The following is a 22,779-nucleotide window of genomic DNA, read 5'->3' on the forward strand; positions in this document are numbered from 1 at the left end:
GCAATGACCAAGCAAATCCAGGACGCCTACATCGTCGCCGCCACCCGCACCCCGGTTGGCAAGGCGCCCAAGGGCATGTTCCGCAACACCCGCCCCGACGACATGCTTGCGCACGTGCTGCGCAGCGTCGTCGCGCAGGCCCCGGGCGTGGACGTCAACCGCATCGATGACGCGATCATCGGCTGCGCCATGCCCGAAGCCGAGCAGGGCATGAACGTGGCGCGCATCGGCGTGCTGCTGGCTGGCCTGCCAAACACCATCGCCGCGCAGACCGTGAACCGCTTCTGCTCCTCCGGCCTGCAGGCCGTGGCGCAGGCCGCCGACGCGATCCGCCTGGGCAACGCCGACCTGATGCTGGCCGGTGGCACCGAGTCGATGTCGATGGTGCCGATGATGGGCAACAAGATCGCCATGGCGCCGAGCGTGTTCGACAACGACCACGTGGCCATCGCCTACGGCATGGGCATCACTGCCGAGAAGGTCGCCGAAGAGTGGAAGGTCTCGCGTGAAGACCAGGACGCCTTCGCCCTCGCCTCGCACCAGAAGGCCATGGCCGCGATCCAGAACGGCGAGTTCAAGGACGAGATCAGCCCGTACGAGATCGTCTCGCACCTGCCGGACCTGGCCGACGGCCAACGCATCATCACCCGCAACAAGATCGCCGACACCGACGAAGGCCCGCGCCCGGATTCCTCGGCTGATGGCCTGGCCAAGCTGCGCCCGGTGTTCCGCAACGGCCAGTTCGGCGGCACCGTCACTGCTGGCAACTCGTCGCAGATGAGCGATGGCGCCGGTGCCGTGCTGCTGGCCTCGGAACAGGCGATCAAGGACTACGGCCTGACCCCGCTGGCCCGTTTCGTCAGCTTCTCGGTGGCCGGCGTGCGCCCGGAAGTGATGGGCATCGGCCCGATCGCCGCGATCCCGAAGGCACTGAAGCAGGCCGGCCTGACCCAGGACCAGCTGGATTGGATCGAGCTCAACGAAGCCTTCGCCGCGCAGTCGCTGGCGGTGATCCGCGATTGCGGCCTGGACCCGGCCAAGGTCAACCCGCTGGGCGGCGCGATTGCCTTGGGCCACCCGCTGGGTGCAACCGGCGCGATCCGTACCGCAACCCTGCTGCACGGCCTGCGTCGTCGCCAGCAGAAGTACGGCATGGTGACGATGTGCATCGGCACCGGCATGGGCGCGGCGGGTATTTTCGAGGCGCTGTAAGGTTCAAAGCGTTGCCGGCGGACGTTTCGGTTTGCTGGGGGGCCCGGGTGGGTGAGGCTGCCCGGGACACGCCGTAAACCCGTCCCTGGGGGCTCGATGGCGCCATCCATGGCGCCAACGGTCCCGGTCAGCCTCACCCACCCACGCCATCCATCATTCCGCGCGGCGGAGGGGTGAGCAAAGGCAGGGCAAGAGCTGGGGTCAGAGCCCTTTGCTACGCAAAGGGATCCGACCCCGACTCGACGCTCGCGGAAACAAAAAAGGCAGCCATCGGCTGCCTTTTTGCTTTTGCTCTTGCCCTTGATTCCGCCCTTCCCGTCCGCGCCCGCAGGAAACCTGACAGGCGGGGCGGGTGGGCCTTTGGCAGGACCGTTCGCCGCATGAATGCGGCGACCGAGCCCCCATGGACGGGTTTACGGCGTGTCCTGCAAAGGCCCACCCGTCCCGCCCATCACGTATCGATCAAGGCGCTGCACGGAGCGCTTGATAGAACCCTTATTCCGCCAGCATCGCCGCCAGCTTCTCCCGCGCCGGGCCGGCCAGCTTCGGGTTGTCCAGCGCGAAGCGGATCGTCGCCTCCACCAGCCCCAGGTGCGTGCCACAGTCGAAGCGGGTGCCCTCGAAACGATAGGCATCGACTTCTTCGGTCTTCAGCAGCTGCGCGATCGCATCGGTCAGCTGGATCTCACCACCGGCACCGCTGCCGGTCTGCTCCAGCAGCTCGAAGATCTTCGGGCTCAGCACATAGCGGCCGACCACAGCCAGGTCGCTGGGCGCGTCCTCCGGCTTCGGCTTCTCCACGATCTGCGAAATGCGGCCCTTGCGGCCATCGAACGCCTCGGTGGCAACGATGCCGTAGCTGGCGGTCTTGTCGTGCGGCACATCTTCAACGGCGATGACGCTGGCGCCACTGGCTTCGTTCAGATCGGCCATCTGCTTCAGCGCGCCGTCGCCGCGGTTCCAGATCAGGTCGTCCGGCAGCAGCACTGCAAACGGCTCGTCACCGATCACGGCCTTTGCACACAGCACCGCATGGCCCAGGCCCAAGGCCTCGGCCTGGGTCACAAAGATCGCACGCACGCCGTTGGGAAGCACGTGGCGGATCATCTCCAGCTGTTCCTGCTTGCCGGCTCGCTCGAGCTTCTGCTCCAGCTCGTAAGCCTTGTCGAAGTAGTCGGCCACGGCATGCTTGTAGCGGTTGGTGATGAACACCAGCGTGTCGCAACCAGCTTCGATTGCCTCATCGACCGCGTACTGGATCAGCGGACGATCAATGATCGGCAACATTTCCTTCGGAACCGTCTTGGTTGCCGGCAAGAAGCGCGTCCCGAGCCCTGCCACTGGAAAAACTGCCTTGCGAATTCGCTTGCTCATTGGTGCCTGTTGGCCTCACGTGCCGGAAAGGGCACGACTTTAGCGGATGAAATGTAAGCATCCTGTTCGATTGGCGAGAACTCCGGCATTGTCGCGAACAGGATCTCCTGGATGCTGGTGGTGTCGTAACCAGCCACGGCATCGCGCAGGCGCGGAACATTGCCCAGCACTAGGTCACGTGAGAACGCGCGCACACCGGCCTCGAGAATCTTCGGGTGCGCGGTGGAACGATAGTCCTCGTCCGAATAGAACAGCGTCTCGTGCAGCTTCTCGCCCGGACGCAGCCCGGTGTAGATGATCGGAATGTCCTTGTACGGCTGCTTGCCGGCCAGGCGGATCATCTGCTCGGCCAGTACGCGGATCGGCACCGGCTCGCCCATGTCGAGGGTATAGATCGCACCGTGCGACGCCGAGGCGGCGGCCTGCAGGATCAGCTGGCAGGCCTCCGGGATGGTCATGAAGTAGCGGCTGACTTCCGGGTCGGTGACGGTCACCGGCCCACCCCGCAGGATCTGTTCGCGGAACAGTGGCACCACGCTGCCGGCCGAGGCCAGCACGTTGCCGAAGCGCACCGTGACGAAACGGGTATGCGTGGACTTCTGGTCCAGGCTCTGGCAGATCATTTCCGCATAGCGCTTGCTGGCGCCCAGCGCATTGACCGGGTCGACGGCCTTGTCGGTGGAAATGAACACGAAGTGCTCGACGCGCGCTTCCAGGCAGGCGCGGGCCACGTTCTCTGTGGCCAGGATGTTGTTGCGCACCGCCTCGCGCAGCTGCCGCTCCAGCACCGGTACATGCTTGTAGGCGGCGGCATGGAAGGCGGTGTCGACGGGATGCAGCGACAGCGCATGGCGGATCACCGCCGGGTCGCCGCAATCGCCCAGCACTGCTTCAACCTCGACGTCCGGGAAGCTGCGTCGCAGCTCACCCTCGATGGTCAGCAACAGCAGCTCGCTGATCTCGAGCAGGATGATGCGACCGGCACCGTGACGCGCGCACTGGCGGCACAGCTCGGAGCCGATCGAGCCGCCAGCGCCGGTGACCATCACCGTACGCCCGCCCAACCAGCCACGGATCAGGTTCCAGTCCGGCATGATCGGCTTGCGGCCGAGCAGATCCTCGATCGCCACTTCCTTCAACTGCCCCGGCAGCGACTGGCCCTGCAGGATGTCGCTGAGCTTGGGCACGGTGCGGAACGGCACGCCGGTGCTTTCGCAGATGGCCACGATCCGCTGCATGCCTGCGGCGTCCAGCGAGGGGATGGCGATCACCAGCAGCTTGGCCGCCGTCTCACGGACCACGGTCGGCGCATCGTCCAGGGTGCCGAGGATCGGCAGGCCCTGCAGCTTGGCACCGCGCAGGTGCGGCGCATCGTCCAGCAGGCCGACCGGCTCGAAATTGCCTGAACGGCGCAGGTCACGGACCAGGGTCTCGGCGGCCTGGCCGGCACCCAGGATCAGCACGCGACGCGCGGATGAGTCCGACTGCAGCGCCTGGTAGTCCTTCCAGGCCCGGTACAGCAGGCGCGGCGCGCCCAGCAGCGCCGACAGCGCGAACGGATAGATCACCAGCACCGACATCGGCACGCCATCGAAGCGCTTCCACATCAGCACCAGCACGATGGCCACCATGCCGATGAAGCTGGCCTTGAAGATGTTCAGCAGGTCGCTGACGCTGGCGAACCGCCACAGCCCCCGATAGAGGCCCACGCGCCAGAACACCAGGCCCTGCAGCAGCAGCACCAGCGTGGTGTCGACGTTCCAGAGAGGGAGCTCGGGGGCGTTGGCCAGGATCGAGTACCGCCCTGCATGCAGCAGCTGCCAGCATGCCCAGACCATGAACAGGTCGTGGCAGACGATGGCCGAACGCGGCATCAGGCCGAGGATTCTGTCCCGCCAGGGTGAAGCCATAAGTCAGGTATTTCCTTTTCGGTGGCGCAATCCATTGCGCAGGAGGAGCCAGAGGACGCTCAGCGCAATGAACCACGCGATCGCCACGGCAGCCTCCCACCTCGGCTGCAAGTTGGAGCAGACATTAAGCACTGTAATACTGAACAGGCCCAAAGCAAAGTACATCCCTGTTACCCGGGCGTGACTGGCTCCTGCCTGCACCGCGCGCTGGTAGACATGCTGGGTATGGGGTTCCATCCAGCGTTGTCCTGAAATGATGCGCGCCAGCAGTGTGAAGCCCGCGTCCACAAGGAACGGCGATGCCGACACAAGCAGCAGTATCCAGTTGATGTCGGTCTTGACACTGGCCAGTGCCAGCACCGCCGCAACCGCATAACCCAGCGCGCCACTTCCGACATCGCCCATGAAGATCCGGGCCCGTGGGAAGTTGAACGGCAGGAAGCCCAGGCACGCCAGGCCCAACGCGATGGCCGCCAGCGAGTACGGCCAGGGCAGCAACGGCGCCAGCCCCAGGGCCACCACAACGGCCTGGCTGGCCGCGATGCCGTTGATCCCATCCATGAAATTCCAGATGTTGATCAAAGAGGCAGTGAACAGCAGGACCAACACGGCCAGCAGCCAGCTGCCACCATGCACCCTGACCAGCGCGGCCAGCAGCGCGGCGGCGATGAAATGCACCATCAGGCGGCGCATGGCCGGAAGCGGCCGATGGTCATCCCACCAGCCGATACCCGCCACCAGCGCCAGGCCAAGGGCGGCCACGAGCAGGCTCGGAAGCGCTGCGGGCCAGGCCCACATGGCAACACCGGCGGTCACCAGCAGGCTGATGACGATGGCGATGCCGCCACCTCGAGGGGTCGCTACGCTGTGACTGCGGCGCTCGCCCGGCTGGTCAAACAGTTGCCGGCGCAGCGCATAGCCCCGCGCCGCCCAGGTCAGCGCCGCACTCAGCAGGGCCAGGCCCAGCAGCGCGCCCATCACGAGCCACGGCATGGATCAGAGCACCGCGTAATTCAACAGCGGCTTGACCGTACCCCACTCCTTGCAGCTCGGGCACTGCCAGTGATGGGTGCGCGCCCCGAAACCACAGCGGGTGCAGCGATAGGCCGGGTTGCGTACCAGCAACTGGTCGGTGATGTGCTTGAGGTCGTGCAGGGTCGCCGTGGAATCAGCGCCTTCAGCAAGGGTCAGGTCGATCAGCGCGGACTCGCCACGCACCGACGGGCGGTCCTTGAGCTGGCGGCCCAGGTAGGCACGGGCCGGGGCCACGCCCTCCTGCTCTTCCATCAGGCGGGTCAGCGCCAGCACCGGGGCAATGCCACGGTAATGCTCGGTCATCTCCGACAGGAAAGCGCGCGCGCCTGCCAGATCACCCACCTTGCGGTAGTTCTGCATCAGCGCCGGCAGCAGCTCCGGCAGGTACTCCGGATCATTGCGCGCAGCACGCTCGAACGCGCGTACGGCCGCTTCCGGATTGCCCGCGTCGGTTTCCAGGCGCCCTTCGATGATGCCGGCACGCACCGACATCGCATCGGCCTGGTAGGCCCGGGCGATCGCCGCCCTCGCCTCTTCCAGCTTGCCGGCACCGCGGAAGCGTTCGGCCAGTTCGCACTCGAACTGCCCGATCAGCTTGCCCATCGGCTCGCCGGTAACGTCCTCGAAACGGGTCGCGTTGTCGATCGCCTTTTCCCAGTCACGCTCGGCCTGGTAGATGCCGATCAGGTGCTTGAGTGCCTGCGGGGCACGCTGGTCCAGCTGCGCCAGTTCGGTGAACACGGTCTCGGCACGGTCCAGCAGGCCGGACTTCATGTAGTCCTCGCCCAGCGCCAGCAGCGCCTGCACGCGTTGCGCATCGCTGAGGTCGTGCCGGTTGACCAGGCCCTGGTGCAGGCGGATGGCGCGATCGACTTCGCCGCGGCGGCGGAACAGGTGGCCCAGCGCGACCTGGGTCTCGAAGGTTTCCTTGTCCAGCTCGGCGATGTGCAGGAACAGCTCGATGGCCTTGTCCGGCTGCTCGTTGAGCAGGTAGTTCAGGCCACGGAAGTAGGTGCTGGACAGGCGGCTGACCTGGTTGTCACCGTGGCGTTGACCACCACGCCGTCCGATCACCCACCCGGCCAGTGCGGCCAGCGGAACGAACAGGAAGAACCAGAACCACTCGGTGACGAAATCCATCTTCGATCAGCGTCCATCAAAAGATTGAGGGGAGGCAACCGGTGCCGGCGTGGCGGCAGCGGACTTGTTGGCGCGGCGCAGCTGGCTGTAGAGCGGAATGACCACGCTCACCAGCACCAGGCCAGCACCAACGATGACGCCGATCAGCAACGCGGCAATGATGGCCACGCCGACCGAGGTCTTGAGCTGGGTGAACAGCAGGTTGATGGTCATCTCGTCCATGTTCATGGCACCGATGATCAACCCAACAATGAGTACCGCCAGCAGGACCAGCAGACGAAAAACCTTCATGCGACAGCTCCAGTGGCAGGAGTCCGTAGCTTATCCGACTCGCGGCTGGATTCGCACGCGGTGGCGCGACGGGAGGCTCAGGCCGGATCGGCGTCCAGCGGCAGCACACTGCTGACACGCTCGCGCAGTTCCTTGCCCGGCTTGAAATGTGGGACGTGCTTGCCCGGCAGGGCAACCGACTCGCCGGTCTTCGGGTTGCGACCCAGGCGCGGCGGCCGATAGTGCAGCGAGAAGCTGCCAAAACCACGAATTTCGATGCGATCCCCGGCGGACAGCGATCCGCCCATCATTTCCAGCAACGACTTCACCGCCAGATCGACATCATCGGCCTTCAGGTGCGCCTGGCGGCGCGCAAGGATTTCGATCAGTTCGGATTTGGTCATTACCGGCTCACATCAGGGGTATCTCAGCCTGAAACGGCCCGGGCAAGGCCCGGGCCGTCCAGGAAACAACGAACAGCCTAAGGCCGATTACTCGGACTTGTTGCCGTTCAGCTGTGCACGCAGCAGTGCGCCCAGCTGGGTGGTGCCGCTGGAAGCCGAAGAGGACTGGTATTCCTCCAGCACTTCGCGCATTTCCGCGTCGTCCTTGGCCTTGATCGACAGCTGCAGGGTACGGCCCTTGCGGTCCATGCCCACGAACTTGGCTTCGACCTTGTCGCCGACCTTCAGGTGCTGGGTGGCGTCGTCAACGCGCTCGTTGGCGATGTCGCGGGCCGAGACGTAACCTTCGATGCCGTCAGCCAGCTCGATGATCGCGCCCTTGGCGTCGACTTCCTTCACCACGCCTTCGACCTTGGAGCCCTTCGGATTGGCAGCCATGTACTGGCCGAACGGATCCTGCTCCAGCTGCTTCACGCCCAGGGAGATGCGCTCGCGCTCCGGATCGACAGCCAGGACGACGGCGTCCAGGGTATCGCCCTTCTTGAAGTTGCGAACGACGTCTTCACCGGTGGTGTTCCAGCTGATGTCGGACAGGTGGACCAGGCCGTCGATGCCGCCGTCCAGGCCGATGAAGATGCCGAAGTCGGTGATCGACTTGATCTGGCCCGACACCTTGTCACCCTTCTTGTGGGTGGCAGCGAAGGTTTCCCACGGGTTGGCGGCAACCTGCTTCATGCCCAGCGAGATGCGGCGACGCTCTTCATCGACGTCCAGCACCATCACTTCGACTTCATCACCAACCTGCACAACCTTGGACGGGTTGACGTTCTTGTTGGTCCAATCCATCTCCGAGACGTGCACCAGGCCTTCGACGCCCGGCTCGATCTCAACGAACGCACCGTAATCGGTGACGTTGGAGACCTTGCCGAAGACGCGGCTGTTGGCCGGGTAACGACGGCCGATGTTGTCCCACGGATCCTCGCCCAACTGCTTCAGGCCCAGCGAAACGCGGTTGCGCTCGCGGTCGAACTTCAGCACGCGGACGTCCAGCTCGTCGCCGACGTTCACGACTTCCGACGGGTGACGCACGCGCTTCCACGCCATGTCGGTGATGTGCAGCAGGCCGTCGATACCGCCCAGGTCCACGAACGCGCCGTAATCGGTCAGGTTCTTGACGACACCCTTCAGGATCGCGCCTTCCTGCAGCTTGTCCATCAGCTGCTCGCGCTCTTCCGAGTGCTCGCTTTCGACGACAGCGCGGCGCGAGACCACGACGTTGTTACGCTTGCGGTCCAGCTTGATGAGCTTGAACTCGAGCTCCTTGCCTTCCAGGTAGGCCGGATCGCGCACCGGGCGCACATCGACCAGGGAACCCGGCAGGAAGGCGCGGACATCCTTGATGTCCACGGTGAAACCACCCTTGACCTTGCCGCTGATGCGGCCGGTGATGGTTTCGTTCTTTTCCAACGCTTCTTCCAGCTCGTCCCACACCATCGCGCGCTTGGCCTTCTCGCGCGACAGGACGGTTTCGCCGAAGCCGTTCTCGATCGAGTCGAGGGCGACCTTGACGATGTCGCCTTCGGCGACGTCGATTTCGCCAGCGTCGTTACGGAACTGTTCGATCGGCACGATGCCTTCGGACTTCAGGCCAGCGTTGATCACCACGACGTCGCCGCGGACTTCAACAACGGTACCGCTGACGATGGCGCCCGGCTTCAGCTTGGCCAGGTTGGCCTGGCTGGCTTCAAACAGTTCGGCAAATGATTCGGTCATTAGATTTACTCTGTTGGACACATGGGTCGGTGGCGTCCCCTTCAGGGGAATGGCGACCGCCCGCCTGTTGGTCGACCCCGGAAACGCAGGTCGTGTGTAGTAGGAAAACCGCCACGCATCATTGCGCGACGGAGCGGGTACAGCACTGCTTTGCGCGACCACTGCCGATGCGGCTGGCAGTGCTCCCGCGCGAACGGATCAGGCAGCCGGAACCGGAAGCAGATCCATCACTCGGGCAACGACATCATCGATGCCGATGCCTGTGGTGTCGATGAGGACAGCATCGTCTGCCGGCTTCAGGGGCGCCACGGTACGCTGGGCATCACGGGCGTCGCGGGCCATGATCTCGCGCAGGAGGTCATCAAAGTTAACAGAAACCCCCTTGTCTTTCAACTGCTTATGCCGGCGCTCGGCGCGCTCCTCGGCGCTGGCGGTCAGGAAGACCTTGTGGGGGGCATCCGGGAAGATCACCGTGCCCATGTCGCGGCCGTCGGCGACCAGGCCCGGCAGCTCCCTGAATGCGCGCTGCCGCTCCTTCAGGGCGGCCCGGACCTCGGGGATGGCGGCGATGGCAGAGGCCAGGGCGCCGGTGGTCTCCAGGCGCAGCTCGTCGGTGGCATCGGTGCCGTTGACCATGACCCGCATGGCATCGCCCTGCTCGACAAACTGAACATGGGTATCGAAGGTGCAGCGCACCAGCGCCGAGGCGTCGGAGGTGTCGATGTCGGCCCAGCTTGCGGCCACGCCCACCGCCCGGTACAGCGCACCCGAATCCAGGTAATGCCAGCCCATGCGGCGCGCGATGATGCGGCTGATGGTACCCTTGCCGGCCCCGGATGGGCCGTCGATGGTCAGGACGGGAGCGAGTGGATTCATGGGGGTCCCAGAGCGTGTGAAGGGGTCATTCTAGCCCCTGCCAGACGCCCCCAGCGGGGTCTTTTGTGCAACCACTTGAAACCACGAGGAAAAGCCCGGTAGAATGGCGGGCTTGAACGAGCGTCAACTGCCGATTGTCTTTCGCATATCGCGGCCACGCTCCACCCGAACAACTACTGTTTACGCCGAGGTATGCCATGAAAGTCCTGTCCTCCCTGAAGTCGGCGAAGGCCCGTCACCGCGACTGCAAGGTCGTCCGTCGTCGCGGCAAGATCTTCGTCATCTGCAAGTCGAACCCGCGTTTCAAGGCGCGTCAGCGCTAAGCCTCACAGCCTTCCGGCTGCGGCTGGCCCTACGCGGGGCAGACCCGATGCAAGAAACCGCCTTCGGGCGGTTTTTTGTTTATGCGGCTTTTTCCTGCCGTTTTTGCTGTAATCGCCTTTCTTGACCACTGGGGAGTAGATCGAGATGAAGCGTTACCTGTCCGCCCTGGCCGTGATGGCCACCCTGGCCGCCGCCACGCCGGCGCTGGCCGATACCCTGCTTGTCGACCGCGCCCGCGAGAAGCCGGCCGGTGCCCTGCCCGTGCGCGGCCAGAGCATGCAGCAGGTGCAGGCGCAGTTCGGCGCGCCGAGCGAGCAGCTGCAGCCGCGTGGCGGGCAGAAGCGGCAATGGCCGACCATCAACCGCTGGGTGTACCCGCAGTTCACCGTCTACTTCGAGAAGCAGAAGGTGATCGACGTGGTGGCCAACCAGGCGGACCCGAACGAAATCGGCCCGAAACCGCCGATCCGCTGATCCCCTTACCCGCCGTGGGCGGGCCTGTGTAGCGAGACCATGAACCAGACCCTTCGTTTTCCTGCCGAGTGGGAAGCCCAGAGCGGCGTCCTGATTGCCTGGCCCACCGCCGATACCGACTGGGCTGACCGCCTGGGCCAGGTGGAAGAGACCTACATCGCCCTGGTCGCGGCCATCACCCGCTTCCAGCCGGTGCTGATCTGCGTGGCCGACGACGATGTGGAGACCTACGCCGAGATGCGGCTGCGCTCCAACCGCATCGACATGGACAAGGTCCACTTCACCACGGCGGCCTACGACGATACCTGGCTGCGTGACTCCGGCCCGATCACCCTGCGCCGTGCCGATGGCGGTTTCCAGCTGCTGGATTTCCGCTTCACCGGCTGGGGCGGCAAGTTCGACGCCACCCTGGATGACCAGCTGGTGGGCGTGCTGGACCAGGCCGGCGTGTTCAACGACGCGCCGGTGCGCAGCATCCCGTTCGCGCTGGAAGGCGGCGGCATCGAGACCGATGGCGAAGGCACCCTGTTGACCACCTGGAAGTGCCTGCACGAGCGCCACCCGGACCGCGACCGTGCACGCCTGAGCGCCGACCTGGCCAACTGGCTGCAGCAGGACCGCGTGCTGTGGCTGGACCACGGCTACCTGGAAGGCGACGACACCGACGCCCACATCGACACCCTGGCCCGTTTCGCCTCGCCTGACAGCATCGTCTACCAGGCCTGCGACGACGCGAGCGACTCGCACTACGCCGAACTGCAGGCGATGGGCAACGAACTGGCCGCGCTGCGCACCAAGGATGGGAAGCCGTACCGCCTGTTCCCGCTGCCGTGGGCACAGCCGGTGATCGACGAAGGCCGCCGCCTGGCGGCGTCGTACGCCAATTACCTGATCATCAACGGCGCGGTGCTGATGCCGGCCTACGGCGATCCGGCTGATGACCTGGCCCGCGACGTGCTGGCCCAGGCCCATCCGGGCCGCGAGATCGTGCAGGTGCCCTGCCGATCGCTGATCTGGCAGAACGGCAGCCTGCACTGCATCACCATGCAGCTGCCGGAAGGGCTGTTGAAGGCGTAACGGTAGTGCCGGCCGCTGGCCGGCAACCAGGTAGCGCCTGATGGATTCGCGGATTGCCGGCCAGCGGCCGGCACTACCGATCGCACCCATTCAGCGCGCGACACGCCGTCGCCGCCCATCCGCGCTAACATGCTGGTTTTCTCCCGCAGGAACGCCCCGCATGAACTCGCGCAGCCCCCTTACCGTCGCCCTGGTCCAGGAGCGCAACCACGGTGACGCCGCCGCCAACCTGGCGGTGATCGAAGCACGCGTGGCCGAGGCGGCTGCGCAGGGTGCCAAGCTGGTGCTGCTGCAGGAACTGCACAACGGTCCGTACTTCTGCCAGCACGAGTCGGTGGACGAGTTCGACCTGGCCGAGCCGATTCCCGGACCGAGCACCGAGCGCCTGGGCGCGCTGGCGAAGCAGCATGGCGTGGTGCTGGTCGGCTCGCTGTTCGAGCGCCGCGCCGCCGGCCTGTACCACAACACCGCCGTGGTGTTCGAGAAGGACGGTACGCTGCTGGGCAAGTACCGCAAGATGCACATCCCGGACGACCCGGGCTTCTACGAGAAGTTCTACTTCACCCCGGGCGACATCGGCTTCAAGCCGATCGACACTTCGGTGGGCCGCCTGGGCGTGCTGGTGTGCTGGGACCAGTGGTACCCGGAAGCGGCACGCCTGATGGCGCTGGCCGGTGCCGAACTGCTGCTCTACCCGACCGCGATCGGCTGGGACCCGGACGACGTGCAGGACGAGAAGACCCGCCAGCGTGACGCTTGGGTGCTGAGCCACCGCGGCCATGCCGTGGCCAACGGCCTGCCGGTGCTGAGCTGCAACCGCGTCGGCCACGAAGCCTCGCCGCTGGGTGCCTCGGGCATCCAGTTCTGGGGCAACAGCCACGTGCTCGGCCCGCAGGGCGAGTTCCTGGCCGAGGCCGGCACGGACGCCACCGTGCTGCTGTGCGATGTCGACCTGCAGCGCAGCGAGCACGTGCGCCGCATCTGGCCGTTCCTGCGCGACCGTCGCATCGACGCGTACGGTGACCTGCTCAAGCGCTACATCGACTGAGCCGGAGCCGCGCATGGCCGTCCTCATCCGTGATGCCGGCCCGGCCGACATCGACGCGATCACCGCGATCTATGCGGTGGAAGTGACCGACTTCGTCAACACCTACGAGTACGACATTCCGGACGCGACCGAGATGCTGCGCCGCATGCGCGACATTGTTGATCGCGGCTTTCCCTACCTGGTCGCCGAAATCGACGGCCAGGTGGCCGGCTACGCCTACGCCAACACCTACCGCACCCGCATTGCCTACCAGTGGACCGTGGAGAACTCGGTCTACGTCGATGCCGCGTTCCAGGGCAAGGGCGTCGGCACCAGCCTGCTGCAGGCCCTGATCGATGCCTGCGTGGCGCGTGGCTACCGGCAGATGGTGGCCGTGATCGGCGAACCGACCAACACCGCCTCGATCAAGCTGCACGAACGCTTCGGCTTCGAGCTGGTGGGCGTGTTCCGTGGCCTCGGCCGCAAGCATGGCCGCTGGCTGGACACCGTGCAGATGCAGCGCGCGCTCGGCGATGGCGCCGAAACCGCACCTTTCAATGAATGAAACCATGACCGAAACCCTTCCCGAGACCGGCGATGATCTGTTCGCCGGCCAGCCGGTGCGCGTCGTCGAACGCGACGGCGTGCGCTACACCCTGCTGGGCACCGCCCACGTTTCGCGCGCCAGCGTCGAAGCAGTGGAGAAAGCCATCGACAGCGGCCGCTTCGATGCCGTTGCCGTTGAACTGGACCCGCAGCGCCTGCAGGCGCTGAGCGACCCGGATACGCTGGCCAAGCTCGACCTGGTCGAGGTGATCCGCAAGGGCCGCGTCGCCCTGTTCGCCGCCAACCTGGCCCTGTCCGCCTACCAGCGCCGCCTGGCCGAACAGCTCGACATCGAGCCCGGTGCCGAGCTGAAGCGTGCGGTGGAGCTGGCCCGCGAGCGCAACCTGCCGGTGCACCTGATCGACCGCGAGGTCGGCCTGACCTTCCGTCGTGCGTCGCAACGGCTGGGCTTCTTCGGCAAGCTGAAGCTGGTTGCCGGGCTGGGCGCGGGCCTGTTCTCGTCCGAGGAAGTGGGCGAAAACGAGATCGAGAAGCTCAAGCAGGGCGACATGCTGGAATCGAGCTTCGGCGAGTTCGCCAGCGAGAGCCCGGCACTGTACGAGACCATCATCGGCGAGCGCGACCGCTACATGGCCACGCGCCTGCGCGAGGAACACGACCCGCAGCAGCGTGAAGTGCTGGCGGTTGTCGGTGCGGGTCATCTGGCAGGCCTGGCGCGTTACCTGGAAACCGACACCGAGGCACCGGCACCGCTGCGCGCCGAGCTGGAGGCGGTACCGAAGAAGCGCAACATTCCGTGGTTCACGCTGGGCATCCTGGCCATCGTGGCGACCGGCATCGGCGTGGGCTTCTACCGCGGCGGGCTGGGCGTGGGTACCGAACTGCTGGCGACCTGGGCGATGTTTACCGGCGGCCTGGCGGGCCTGGGCTGCCTGCTGGCAGGCGGTCACCCGCTGAGCATCCTCACTGCCATCGCGGTGGCCCCGTTCAAGCCGTTCCGCCTGAGCATCCCGACCGGCGCATTCTCGGCGCTGGTGGAAGCGCGCCTGCGCAAGCCGGCGTACGAAGACTTCCTCAAGCTGCGCGACGACGCGCAGAGCCTGAAGGGCTGGTACCGCAATCGGGTCACGCGCGTGGTGCTGACGTTCATGCTGACCAACATCGGCAGCATGCTCGGCCTGTGGCTGACCACGTTCAAGGTGTGGGGCAAGGTGGCGGGGTAAACCCCTCAACCGGCCACAGAATCTGTAGCGCACGAGCCCACGCTCGGGCGACGCGGTGACTCGGCGACGCGGCAACGCGGCGAACAGCAGCCGAGCATGGGCTCGGCTCTACAGAGACAAACAGACGCGGCGAGCAGAAAAAAAGGGGGAGGCCGCCCCACTACGACCGGCCTCCCCCACACCACAACACGTTGTCGCGCATTACAGCCGGGCAGCGCCCGGCTCTACCCTCTCCACACCTCGGGCACGGCGGATCAGCCGCGTCACGGCATTGCGCAGGTCATCGAGCACCGCGTAGATGGTCGGCAGGAAGAGCAGGCTGACCACGGTGGAGAACGCAAGCCCGCCGGCAATCGCGCGCGCCATCGGCGCGTACTCCGGACCATTGCCGAACATCTGCGTGTTGGTCAGCGAGATCGGCACCATCGCCAGGATCGCCGTGCCCATCGTCATCATGATCGGGCGCAATCGCTCGCGTGAGCCCTCAACCAGCGCCTGCGTGCGTCCCATGCCGCCGCGCCGCAGGTTGTTGATGTGCTCGATCATCACGATGCCGTTGTTCACCACCACGCCCATCAGCACCAGGATGCCGATGAAGGACATGATCCCGAACGAGGTACCGGTGATCCAGAACAGCCAGAACACACCGAAGATCGAGAACAGCACGCCACTCATGATCGCCGCCGGGAAAAGCAGCGACTCGAACACCGCCGCCATCACCACGTAGATCATCACCAGCGCGATCAGCAGGTTGAACACCATCTGCTGCATCGCTTCGTCGTCGTTGCCGTAGTCGCCGCCATCGAAGGTGAAGCCATAGCCGGCCGGGAAGTTCATCGGCTTGAGCACCGATTCCATCGCCTTGCGGCCATCCGGTGCGGTGACCTTCTCGGCCAGGTTGGCCTTGATGGTCAGCGTCGTCTGGCGGTTGGTGCGACCGATCTGGGTCGCCGATGAACCGACGTCAACGGTGACCAGGCTCAGCAGTGGCACGCTGCGACCGTCGCCGGTGCGCACGCTGAAGCCGGCCAGGTCTTCCGGGCTGCTCTGCTCGGCGCCAGCGAAACGCACCCATACCGGTACTTCATTGTCGCCGCGGCGGAACTCGCGCATCGGCGCACCGCGCAGGGCCAGGCCGACGAAGCTGGCGACCTGCTCGGCATTGAAGCCGAATGCGGCGGCACGCTCGCGGTCGACGCGCACCTTCAGCTCGCCGCCCTTCTCGCCGTTGTCGATGCGCACGTCGCGCAGCTCGGCACGCTGGGCCAGCAGCGGCACCACTTCCTGGCCGATCTCCTGCAGCATCGAACTGGAGTCGCCCACCAGCTGCACCTGCACGCCCTGGTTGCCGCCACCGCCGCCATCACCGCCCTGGTTGCCGACGAAGTAGTCGGTGCGGGCCGACTTCGGCAGGCCCTTGCGCAGCTCTTCCTGCAGCGCCTTGATGTCCTTGGCGTACTTCTCGTCCAGGGTGACCACGGTCGAGCTGCCTTCCTGCTCGCTGTACCAGGAGTACACCTGCTTGACGTGCAGGCGCTCGCGGTTGGCGTCGATCCAGTTCTCCACGCGCGCCACCTCCTCGGACATCTGCCGATAGGTATAGGCGCCCTTCCACATGTAGCCGATGAAGATGTCCTTGCCGCCATCACCGCCGAACATGTCGACCTTGGTCAGCTTCATCGGCACCAGGCTGACCAGCACCACCAGCACGATGCCGAGCAGGCTCCAGCCGCGATGGTGCAGCGACCAGTCCAGCAGCCTGGCGTAGCGGCGCTGCAGCCGCGCGATCAGGCCGGTCTGCGAGTGCACCAGCTTGGGCGTGGCCATGCGCGCGGACAGCATTGGGATCAGGCTGACCGCGACCAGCCACGAGGCCAGCAGCGAGACCGAGATGGTGATCGCGATCTGCGCCATGAAGATGCTGATGTTGTTGGTCTCGCCGAACAGGTTCGGCACGAACACGATGCAGTGGCACAAGGTGCCAGCGCTGAGCGCGATGGCCACGTTGCGGGTGCCGATGATCGAGGCCAGGCGCGGCTGTCCCGGCATGCGCTCGCGCTCCTGGTAGATGCTCTCCACCACCACCACGGCGTTGTCGACCAGCATGCCCACCGCCAACAGCAGGCCCATCATGGTCAGGATGTTCAGCGTCACCCCGACGAAGTACATGAAACCCAGGGTGATGGTGAAGCAGATCGGAATGGCCAGGGTCACCATCAGCGTGGACGGCCAATGGCGCAGGAAGAAGAACAGCACCGTGATCGACAGGATCAGGCCGACCGCACCGGCCTCGGCCAGTTCCAGCAGCGAGGAGGTCACCGCCCTGCCCTGGTTGTCGATCACCTTGATCTGCACGTCGCGCATCGATGCTTCGGCACGGATCGACTCGACTTCAGCCAGCGCCGCGCGCGACACCTCCACCAGGTTGGCGCTGCGCTCCTTGAAGATGTCCAGGCCGACGGCCGGGTTGCCGTCCAGGCGGCGCCCGTAGTTCATCCGCGCCGGCTTCAGGCGCACGTCGGCGATGTCGCCCAGGCGCAGGCCCTTGGCGTTGATCACCAGGTCGCGCATTTCCTGCAGGTCGGTGATCTCGCCCACCGGCTGCACGCGCACGCGCTGGCCGTTGTCGTCGATCTGCCCGGCCGAGATCGAGAAGTTCAGCGTGCGCAGGCGCTCGCTCAGCTCGTTGATGCTCAACCCATGCGCGTTGAGCCGGTTCGGATCGATGGCGATCTCCACCTCGTTCGGCGGCGCGCCGGTGATGTCGACGCGGGCCACGCCGGGGATGCGCTCGATGCGCCGCTTGAACTCGCGGTCGAGCATGTCGTAAGCGGTGGTCAGGTCGGTGGTGCTGGCCAGGCGCACCTTCAGCACCGGCTGGTCGCTGCTGGACCACTTGAACACGTTGTAGCGCTGCAGGTCATCGGGCAGGTCGCTGCGGATCGCATCGATGCGCTCGCGTGCATCGGACGCGGCGATGGCGATGTCCCGGTCCCAGTCGCTGAACTCGATGAAGATCAGCGCCGCCTCGGAGGTCGCCGACGAGCGCATCCGCTTGATGCCGGTCATCGTCGCCAGCGATTCCTCCACCGGGCGGATGATGGTCCGCTCCACTTCCTCCGGGGTTGAACCGGTGTACGGGATCTGCACGAACAGGAACGGCGCGGAGATGTCCGGCAGCGCTTCCAGCGGCAGCCGGAACGAGGCGATCAGGCCGATCACCACCAGTGACACGAAACACATGATGGTGGTGACCGGACGGCGGATGGAGAACTCGGCAACACTCATGCCGGCTCCTCCACACCCGCCGCGCTGCCTGCTGCACCCGGCTCGATCTCACCGGCGTGCTTGCGCCCACGCTCGCGGTAGTAGGCATCACCGCGGCGATCCATCAGGTCGTACACCACCGGGATCACCAGCAGGGTGAGCAGGGTCGACACCAGCAGGCCACCGATCACGGTGATCGCCATCGGCGCGCGCACTTCGGCACCCTCGCCCATCGCCACCGCCAGCGGCAGGAAGCCGAACAGCGTGCACAGGGTGGTCATGATGATCGGCCGCAGGCGCGAGCGTGCCCCTTCCACCAGGGCCTCGTGCTTGGCCACGCCGGCCTCGCGCAGCTGGTTGACCTTGTCGATCAGGATGATCGCGTTCTTGGTGACCAGCCCGACCAGCAGGATCAGGCCGATGAACACCACCACCGAGATGGGCTTGCCGGTCAGTGCCAGCGCCAGGATGGCACCGACCAGCGCCAGCGGAATGGTGAACAGGATCACGAACGGGTGCAGGAGCGATTCGAACTGCGAGGCCATCACCAGGTAGACCAGGAAGATGGCCAGGCCGAAGGCGAAGATCAGCGACTTCGCCGCCTGCGCCAGCTCCTCACCCTGGCCACCGATGTGCAGGCCGACACCCGCGCCCAGCGGCTGCTCGGCCACCATCTGCTGCACTTCGCGCATGGCCGCGCCCAGATCGATATCGCGCAGGTTGGCCGACACGACGGCCACCCGGGTCTGGTCAGCGCGATGGATCTCGCTGGGACCAGTGGTGGCGACCACGTCGGCCACCGCGTCCAGCGTCACCGGACGGGTACTGCCCGGATTGACGATCAGCCGGCGGATGCTCTCCACGCTGGCACGGTCGCCTTCCTGGGCACGCACCAGCACGTCGATCTTGCGGTCGCGGAAGCTGTAGCGGGTCGCCACGTCGCCGCGCACCTTCTTCACCACCACGTCGGCGATCTGGCGGGTGGTCAGGCCCAGCGCACCGGCACGTTCCTGGTCGAAGCGGATCTGGATTTCCGGGAAGCCCTCTTCAACCGTGGACTTCACGTCGGCGTAGTGCGCGTTGCCGCGCAGCATTGCCGCCAGGCGCTGGCCGGCCACTTCCAGCGTCGCCATGTCCTGCCCACGCAGCTCGATTTCCAGCGGCGTGGAGAAGCTGAACAACGCCGGGCGCGCGAAGTCGACCTGTGCACCCGGATGCTGGCCCATGGTGTCACGCAGGCGCTCGGTGATCTCCGCCTCGGTACGCGCGTTGCCGCCGCCTTCCATCACCACGGTCAGCTTGCCGATGTTCTCGCCGCTCTCGGTTGGGCTGGCATCCAGGCGGGTGCCGCTGCCGCTGACGCCATACAGCGAGGCCACGCCCTCGCCGTTGCCGTGGGCCAGCTGCAGCTCGCGCACCAGCGCATCGGTCTGCTTCAGCGGCGTACCGGCCGGCAGCTTCACCGTCATTTCGAAACGGTCCTGCGCCAGCTGCGGGATCAGGTCGGCACCGAGCATCGGCACCAGTGCCATGGTCGCCACGAAGATGATCGTGGCCACGCCCAGCACCTTGCCGGGATGCGCCAGCGCGCTCGGCAGCAGGCGCAGGTAGCCGCGCTCGGCACCGGCATAGGGCTTCATCGCCAGATCGCTGGCCTTGCGCATCACCGGGCCAACCACCGCCACCACGCCACGCCACGCCCGCACGACCAGCCAGGCCAGTGCATAGAAGCTCCAGCGCGCGGTCGCCACGGCACCACGGCGCCCCAGCGCCACCGGCTTCTGCCAACGGTTCTGCGGCTGCCACGGTTCGTTCGGTGCCTCTTCCGGGAACGCCAGCGGCGGCCGTCCCTTCAGCGAGCTCAGCATCGGGATCAGGGTCATCGACACCAGCAGCGAGATCGCAATGGCGATCGCCACGGTCATTGCCTGGTCGCGGAACAGCTGGCCGGCGATGCCATCGACGAACACCAGCGGCAGGAACACCGCGATGGTGGTCAGGGTCGAGGCGACCACGGCCATGCTCACTTCGCGGGTACCGACGATCGCCGCCTGCAGGATGCCCAGGCCGCGTTCGCGCGCCTTGGCAATGCTCTCCAGCACCACGATCGAGTCGTCCACCACCAGGCCGGTGGCCAGCGCCAGGCCGCCCAGCGACATCACGTTCAAGCTGAGGCCGAGCTGGCCCATGAAGAAGAACGTGGCGATGATCGAGACCGGCAACGACAGGCTGATCACGAAGGTGCTCCAGCCATCGCGCAGGAACAGGAAGATGATCAGGATCGCCAGCAGGCCACCGATCACCGCATCCTTCTTGACGTCGGCGATGGCGTGCTCGATGAAGCGCGACTGGTCCTCGATGGTGGTCATTTCGACATCGGACGGGAACGTGCCCTTGATCTGCTCCAGGCGCTTGCGCAGCGCTTCGGCGGTGGACACGGTATTGGCGTCGCCTTCCTTGTAGATCGCCAGTTCCACCGATTCCTTGCCGCCCAGGCGGATAACCGCTTCACGCTCCTTGTAGCCCTGGCGCACGGTGGCCACGTCCTTCAGGCGCACCGGCACGCCGTTGGCGACCACGCTGGAGCCACTACCGGACGATGCGCTCTGTGCCGCCGAGGCCGCCGCGATGGCGGCCGCCGACCCGGTCGACGCGGCGATGTTGAACATCTGCTGCAACGCCGAGTCGGCCGCGCTGCCGTTCGAGCCCTGAGTGGTGACCAGCAGGTTGCGGATTTCCTCCAGGTCGGCGAACTGGTTGACGGTGCGCACCAGGAAGCGCTGCGAACCCTCCTCCAGGCGACCGCCGGAGATGTTGATGTTCTCGTCCTTCAGGCGCTTGATGACGGTGTCGATCGGCAGGTTCAGCTGCGCCAGCTTCTGCTGGTCGATGTCGACCTGGATCTCGTCTTCCAGGCCACCGCCGACCTTGACCGCTGCGACGCCGGTGACCGGCTCCAGCTTCTTCTTCAGGTCTTCATCGGCATAGCGGCGCAGGCCGGTCAGCTCGCGGATCGCATCGGCATCGGTGGCTGGCGCGTCCTTGCTCGACAGCACCAGACGCATGATCGGTTCGGTGGACGGATTGAAGCGCAGCAGCACCGGGGCCTTGGCCTCCAGTGGCAGGTTCAGCGCTTCCATCTTGTCGCGCACCTCCAGGCTGGCCTGGTCCATGTTGGTGCCCCAGGCGAACTCCAGCACCACGTCGCTCTGGCCAGTGCGCGAGACCGACTTCAGCTTGCGCAGGTTCTTGACCACGCCCACCGCTTCTTCGACCGGCTGGGTGATCAGGGTTTCGATTTCGGTCGGCGCCGCACCGGTGTACTCGGTGCGTACGGTCAGCGTCGGGTAGCTCAGGTCGGGCAGCAGGTTGACCTTGAGGTTGCCCAGCGCGATCAGGCCGAACAGCAGCAGGGTGACCGTGCACATGGCGATGGTCACGCGGCGGCGGGTGGCGAATTCCACCAGGCCGCCGCGCATGCCGGCGGCGGCGCCGTCGCTCGCCGGCGAGGCACCGTGGTCGTGGCCCGGGGCGGTCATTGCTTGCTCCCGGCCTTGTCTGCCGGCTTGGCGGCCGCTGCGACCGTCTTCGCCTTTGCCTTCGGATCAGCGATCACCTGCACTGCGGTGCCATCGCGCAGCGCGACCTTGCCGGCGGTGACCACCTGATCACCGGCCGCCAGGCCATCACGGATCTCCACCCACGGGCCCTCGGCGTAACCCAGCTTGACCGGAACGCGTGCGACCTTGCCTTCGCGCACCCGGAACACCGCCGGCTCACCGTCGTCGAGCAGCGCCAGGCGCGGTACCACCAGCGCATCGGCACGCTGGTCGTAATCGATGCGGATGCGCCCGAACATGCCGGGCTGCAGCGCGTGCGCGGCGCCATCGAAGGCACTGACCACGCGAAACGTGCCGCTGCCCGAATCCACCACCGGCGCGATGCGGTCGACGGTGCCGGTGAAGCTCTGGCCCGGCAACGCGTCGGCGGCCAGGGTTACCGGCTGACCGGCGCGCAACGTGGCCAGCTCGCGCTCGGGCACGTTGAGGGTGGCTTCCAGGCGCGAGTTGTCGACGATGCGGAAGATCGGCGTGTTGATCTGGACGAAGTTGCCGGTCTTGATCGAGCGCGAGGCGATCACGCCGGAGATCGGCGCCACCACCGTGGTATAGGACAGTTCCAGCGTGGCCAGGCGGTACTGCGCGCGGACGTTCTCCAGGTCGAAACGCAGCTGGTCGACATCGGCCGCACTGACCATCTGCTGGCCGACCAGCTTCTGCGCGCGCTGGTAGTTGTTCTCCAGCTTGCGCATCTGCGCTTCACTCTGGGCAACGGCCAGGCGCGCGCGGTCAGGGTCCAGTCGCACCAGCGGCTGGCCGGCGGTGACCCGCTGGCCCTCCTCCACAAGCACCGCCAGCGCCACGCCGGAGGTCTTGGCGACCACCTGCGACTCGGCGCGTGGTTCCAGCGCGGCGGTGCCTGTGTAACTGGCCGCGACCGCGCGATGGCTGGCCACGGCCACTTCGACCGGGACCGCATCGACCTTCTTCTCCTCCTTGGTGTCGGCGGCCTTGGCTTCGGAATTGGGCCCTGCGGCGCAACCGCCCAGCAGCAGGGAGGTGGAGATCAGCAGTGCGGCAGCGCAGATTCCGCTGCGACGGCCGGACGGGAAGGTTGGGTGCGACATCGTCAGGTCCCTGGAGGATGCGTGGACAGGTGTGGTAGCAAAGTAATGCACCACTTCACGGCCACACCATATCCCAAAGGTCATGGTGCCTTCACGCCACCGGTCGGACCGACCCCATTTCAGCTAGATGAAACCTGAG

Annotated in this window: 18 protein-coding genes; 7 read left to right on the forward strand and 11 right to left on the reverse strand. The window is 66.0% G+C overall.

The window, feature by feature from the left end:
* Positions 1 to 3 precede the first annotated feature (3 nt).
* A complete protein-coding gene (locus AC5P65_RS12215; RefSeq protein ID WP_021202920.1) occupies positions 4 to 1,212 on the forward strand; it encodes an acetyl-CoA C-acyltransferase in 1,209 nt (402 codons plus the stop codon).
* Positions 1,213 to 1,707: 495 nt separating this feature from the next.
* On the opposite strand, the gene galU is transcribed toward AC5P65_RS12215, so the two are convergent.
* The 8 genes from galU to cmk form a co-directional block, all read right to left on the reverse strand.
* Positions 1,708 to 2,586, reverse strand: a complete 879-nt coding sequence (galU, locus tag AC5P65_RS12220) for a UTP--glucose-1-phosphate uridylyltransferase GalU (protein WP_057498118.1) — start codon at positions 2,584 to 2,586, stop codon at positions 1,708 to 1,710.
* The gene (locus AC5P65_RS12225) at positions 2,583 to 4,496 is read right to left on the reverse strand and encodes a polysaccharide biosynthesis protein (protein ID WP_019661302.1); all 1,914 of its coding nucleotides are present in this window, start codon (positions 4,494 to 4,496) and stop codon (positions 2,583 to 2,585) included. Before AC5P65_RS12225 ends, galU begins: the two co-directional genes overlap by 4 nt.
* Before the next feature lie 3 nt (positions 4,497 to 4,499).
* The gene (locus AC5P65_RS12230; protein WP_021204149.1) at positions 4,500 to 5,489 is read right to left on the reverse strand and encodes an MraY family glycosyltransferase; all 990 of its coding nucleotides are present in this window, start codon (positions 5,487 to 5,489) and stop codon (positions 4,500 to 4,502) included.
* 3 nt (positions 5,490 to 5,492) lie between these two features.
* Complete coding sequence (gene lapB, locus AC5P65_RS12235) at positions 5,493 to 6,671, reverse strand: lipopolysaccharide assembly protein LapB (RefSeq protein ID WP_019661300.1); 1,179 nt, start codon at positions 6,669 to 6,671, stop codon at positions 5,493 to 5,495.
* A 6-nt stretch (positions 6,672 to 6,677) separates the two neighbouring features.
* Complete coding sequence (locus AC5P65_RS12240; RefSeq protein WP_019661299.1) at positions 6,678 to 6,962, reverse strand: LapA family protein; 285 nt, start codon at positions 6,960 to 6,962, stop codon at positions 6,678 to 6,680.
* A gap of 77 nt (positions 6,963 to 7,039) precedes the next feature.
* Positions 7,040 to 7,345: an integration host factor subunit beta gene (locus AC5P65_RS12245; RefSeq protein WP_005409286.1), complete on the reverse strand. Its 306-nt coding sequence runs from the start codon at positions 7,343 to 7,345 to the stop codon at positions 7,040 to 7,042.
* Positions 7,346 to 7,432: 87 nt separating this feature from the next.
* Positions 7,433 to 9,118, reverse strand: coding sequence for a 30S ribosomal protein S1 (rpsA, locus tag AC5P65_RS12250; RefSeq protein ID WP_005416230.1), 1,686 nt, complete (start codon positions 9,116 to 9,118; stop codon positions 7,433 to 7,435).
* A gap of 198 nt (positions 9,119 to 9,316) precedes the next feature.
* On the reverse strand, positions 9,317 to 9,994 hold the full coding sequence (cmk, locus tag AC5P65_RS12255) for a (d)CMP kinase (protein ID WP_019661298.1): 678 nt from the start codon (positions 9,992 to 9,994) through the stop codon (positions 9,317 to 9,319).
* A gap of 197 nt (positions 9,995 to 10,191) precedes the next feature.
* On the opposite strand from cmk, the gene ykgO reads away from it, so the two are divergent.
* The 6 genes from ykgO to AC5P65_RS12285 all read left to right on the forward strand — a co-directional run bounded on the left by ykgO (position 10,192) and on the right by AC5P65_RS12285 (position 14,686).
* Entirely contained in the window at positions 10,192 to 10,317 is a 126-nt protein-coding gene (gene ykgO, locus AC5P65_RS12260; protein ID WP_005409283.1) for a type B 50S ribosomal protein L36, read from the forward strand.
* Between the two features lie 175 nt (positions 10,318 to 10,492).
* The gene (locus tag AC5P65_RS12265) at positions 10,493 to 10,792 is read left to right on the forward strand and encodes a hypothetical protein (RefSeq protein WP_227837998.1); all 300 of its coding nucleotides are present in this window, start codon (positions 10,493 to 10,495) and stop codon (positions 10,790 to 10,792) included.
* Positions 10,793 to 10,831: 39 nt separating this feature from the next.
* Positions 10,832 to 11,869, forward strand: coding sequence for an agmatine deiminase family protein (locus AC5P65_RS12270; RefSeq protein WP_495215596.1), 1,038 nt, complete (start codon positions 10,832 to 10,834; stop codon positions 11,867 to 11,869).
* 160 nt (positions 11,870 to 12,029) lie between these two features.
* Positions 12,030 to 12,917: a carbon-nitrogen hydrolase gene (locus AC5P65_RS12275; protein WP_021204151.1), complete on the forward strand. Its 888-nt coding sequence runs from the start codon at positions 12,030 to 12,032 to the stop codon at positions 12,915 to 12,917.
* Positions 12,918 to 12,930: 13 nt separating this feature from the next.
* Positions 12,931 to 13,461 (forward strand): GNAT family N-acetyltransferase, encoded by a 531-nt coding sequence (locus AC5P65_RS12280; RefSeq protein ID WP_021204152.1) that lies wholly within the window; start codon positions 12,931 to 12,933, stop codon positions 13,459 to 13,461.
* 4 nt (positions 13,462 to 13,465) lie between these two features.
* Positions 13,466 to 14,686 carry a TraB/GumN family protein gene (locus tag AC5P65_RS12285; RefSeq protein WP_021204153.1) on the forward strand — a complete coding sequence of 407 codons (1,221 nt, stop codon included), beginning with the start codon at positions 13,466 to 13,468 and terminating at the stop codon, positions 14,684 to 14,686.
* Positions 14,687 to 14,887: 201 nt separating this feature from the next.
* Here AC5P65_RS12285 and AC5P65_RS12290 read toward each other — a convergent pair whose 3' ends face one another.
* Genes AC5P65_RS12290 through AC5P65_RS12300 form a run of 3 tightly spaced genes read right to left on the reverse strand, consistent with a single transcriptional unit; the run spans position 14,888 to position 22,640 of the window.
* Complete coding sequence (locus AC5P65_RS12290; RefSeq protein WP_180832309.1) at positions 14,888 to 17,974, reverse strand: efflux RND transporter permease subunit; 3,087 nt, start codon at positions 17,972 to 17,974, stop codon at positions 14,888 to 14,890.
* A complete protein-coding gene (locus AC5P65_RS12295) occupies positions 17,971 to 21,492 on the reverse strand; it encodes an efflux RND transporter permease subunit (RefSeq protein ID WP_195763063.1) in 3,522 nt (1,173 codons plus the stop codon). The genes AC5P65_RS12290 and AC5P65_RS12295 overlap by 4 nt, the downstream gene beginning before the upstream one ends.
* Positions 21,489 to 22,640, reverse strand: a complete 1,152-nt coding sequence (locus tag AC5P65_RS12300) for an efflux RND transporter periplasmic adaptor subunit (protein WP_019661291.1) — start codon at positions 22,638 to 22,640, stop codon at positions 21,489 to 21,491. Before AC5P65_RS12300 ends, AC5P65_RS12295 begins: the two co-directional genes overlap by 4 nt.
* Positions 22,641 to 22,779 lie beyond the last annotated feature (139 nt).

Source organism: Stenotrophomonas sp. YJH_SMC_48-3 (assembly GCF_059369375.1).

Bases quoted from the DNA above. Each gene is read 5' to 3' on its own strand.
- rpsA (WP_005416230.1), bottom strand. From the start codon at position 9,118: ATGACCGAATCATTTGCCGAACTGTTTGAAGCCAGCCAGGCCAACCTG.
- AC5P65_RS12215 (WP_021202920.1), top strand. From the start codon at position 4: ATGACCAAGCAAATCCAGGACGCCTACATCGTCGCCGCCACCCGCACC.
- AC5P65_RS12275 (WP_021204151.1), top strand. From the start codon at position 12,030: ATGAACTCGCGCAGCCCCCTTACCGTCGCCCTGGTCCAGGAGCGCAAC.
- AC5P65_RS12265 (WP_227837998.1), top strand. From the start codon at position 10,493: ATGGCCACCCTGGCCGCCGCCACGCCGGCGCTGGCCGATACCCTGCTT.
- AC5P65_RS12240 (WP_019661299.1), bottom strand. From the start codon at position 6,962: ATGAAGGTTTTTCGTCTGCTGGTCCTGCTGGCGGTACTCATTGTTGGG.
- AC5P65_RS12280 (WP_021204152.1), top strand. From the start codon at position 12,931: ATGGCCGTCCTCATCCGTGATGCCGGCCCGGCCGACATCGACGCGATC.
- AC5P65_RS12245 (WP_005409286.1), bottom strand. From the start codon at position 7,345: ATGACCAAATCCGAACTGATCGAAATCCTTGCGCGCCGCCAGGCGCAC.
- AC5P65_RS12300 (WP_019661291.1), bottom strand. From the start codon at position 22,640: ATGTCGCACCCAACCTTCCCGTCCGGCCGTCGCAGCGGAATCTGCGCT.
- AC5P65_RS12230 (WP_021204149.1), bottom strand. From the start codon at position 5,489: ATGCCGTGGCTCGTGATGGGCGCGCTGCTGGGCCTGGCCCTGCTGAGT.
- lapB (WP_019661300.1), bottom strand. From the start codon at position 6,671: ATGGATTTCGTCACCGAGTGGTTCTGGTTCTTCCTGTTCGTTCCGCTG.
- cmk (WP_019661298.1), bottom strand. From the start codon at position 9,994: ATGAATCCACTCGCTCCCGTCCTGACCATCGACGGCCCATCCGGGGCC.
- AC5P65_RS12270 (WP_495215596.1), top strand. From the start codon at position 10,832: ATGAACCAGACCCTTCGTTTTCCTGCCGAGTGGGAAGCCCAGAGCGGC.
- ykgO (WP_005409283.1), top strand. From the start codon at position 10,192: ATGAAAGTCCTGTCCTCCCTGAAGTCGGCGAAGGCCCGTCACCGCGAC.
- AC5P65_RS12225 (WP_019661302.1), bottom strand. From the start codon at position 4,496: ATGGCTTCACCCTGGCGGGACAGAATCCTCGGCCTGATGCCGCGTTCG.
- AC5P65_RS12285 (WP_021204153.1), top strand. From the start codon at position 13,466: ATGACCGAAACCCTTCCCGAGACCGGCGATGATCTGTTCGCCGGCCAG.
- galU (WP_057498118.1), bottom strand. From the start codon at position 2,586: ATGAGCAAGCGAATTCGCAAGGCAGTTTTTCCAGTGGCAGGGCTCGGG.
- AC5P65_RS12290 (WP_180832309.1), bottom strand. From the start codon at position 17,974: ATGAGTGTTGCCGAGTTCTCCATCCGCCGTCCGGTCACCACCATCATG.
- AC5P65_RS12295 (WP_195763063.1), bottom strand. From the start codon at position 21,492: ATGACCGCCCCGGGCCACGACCACGGTGCCTCGCCGGCGAGCGACGGC.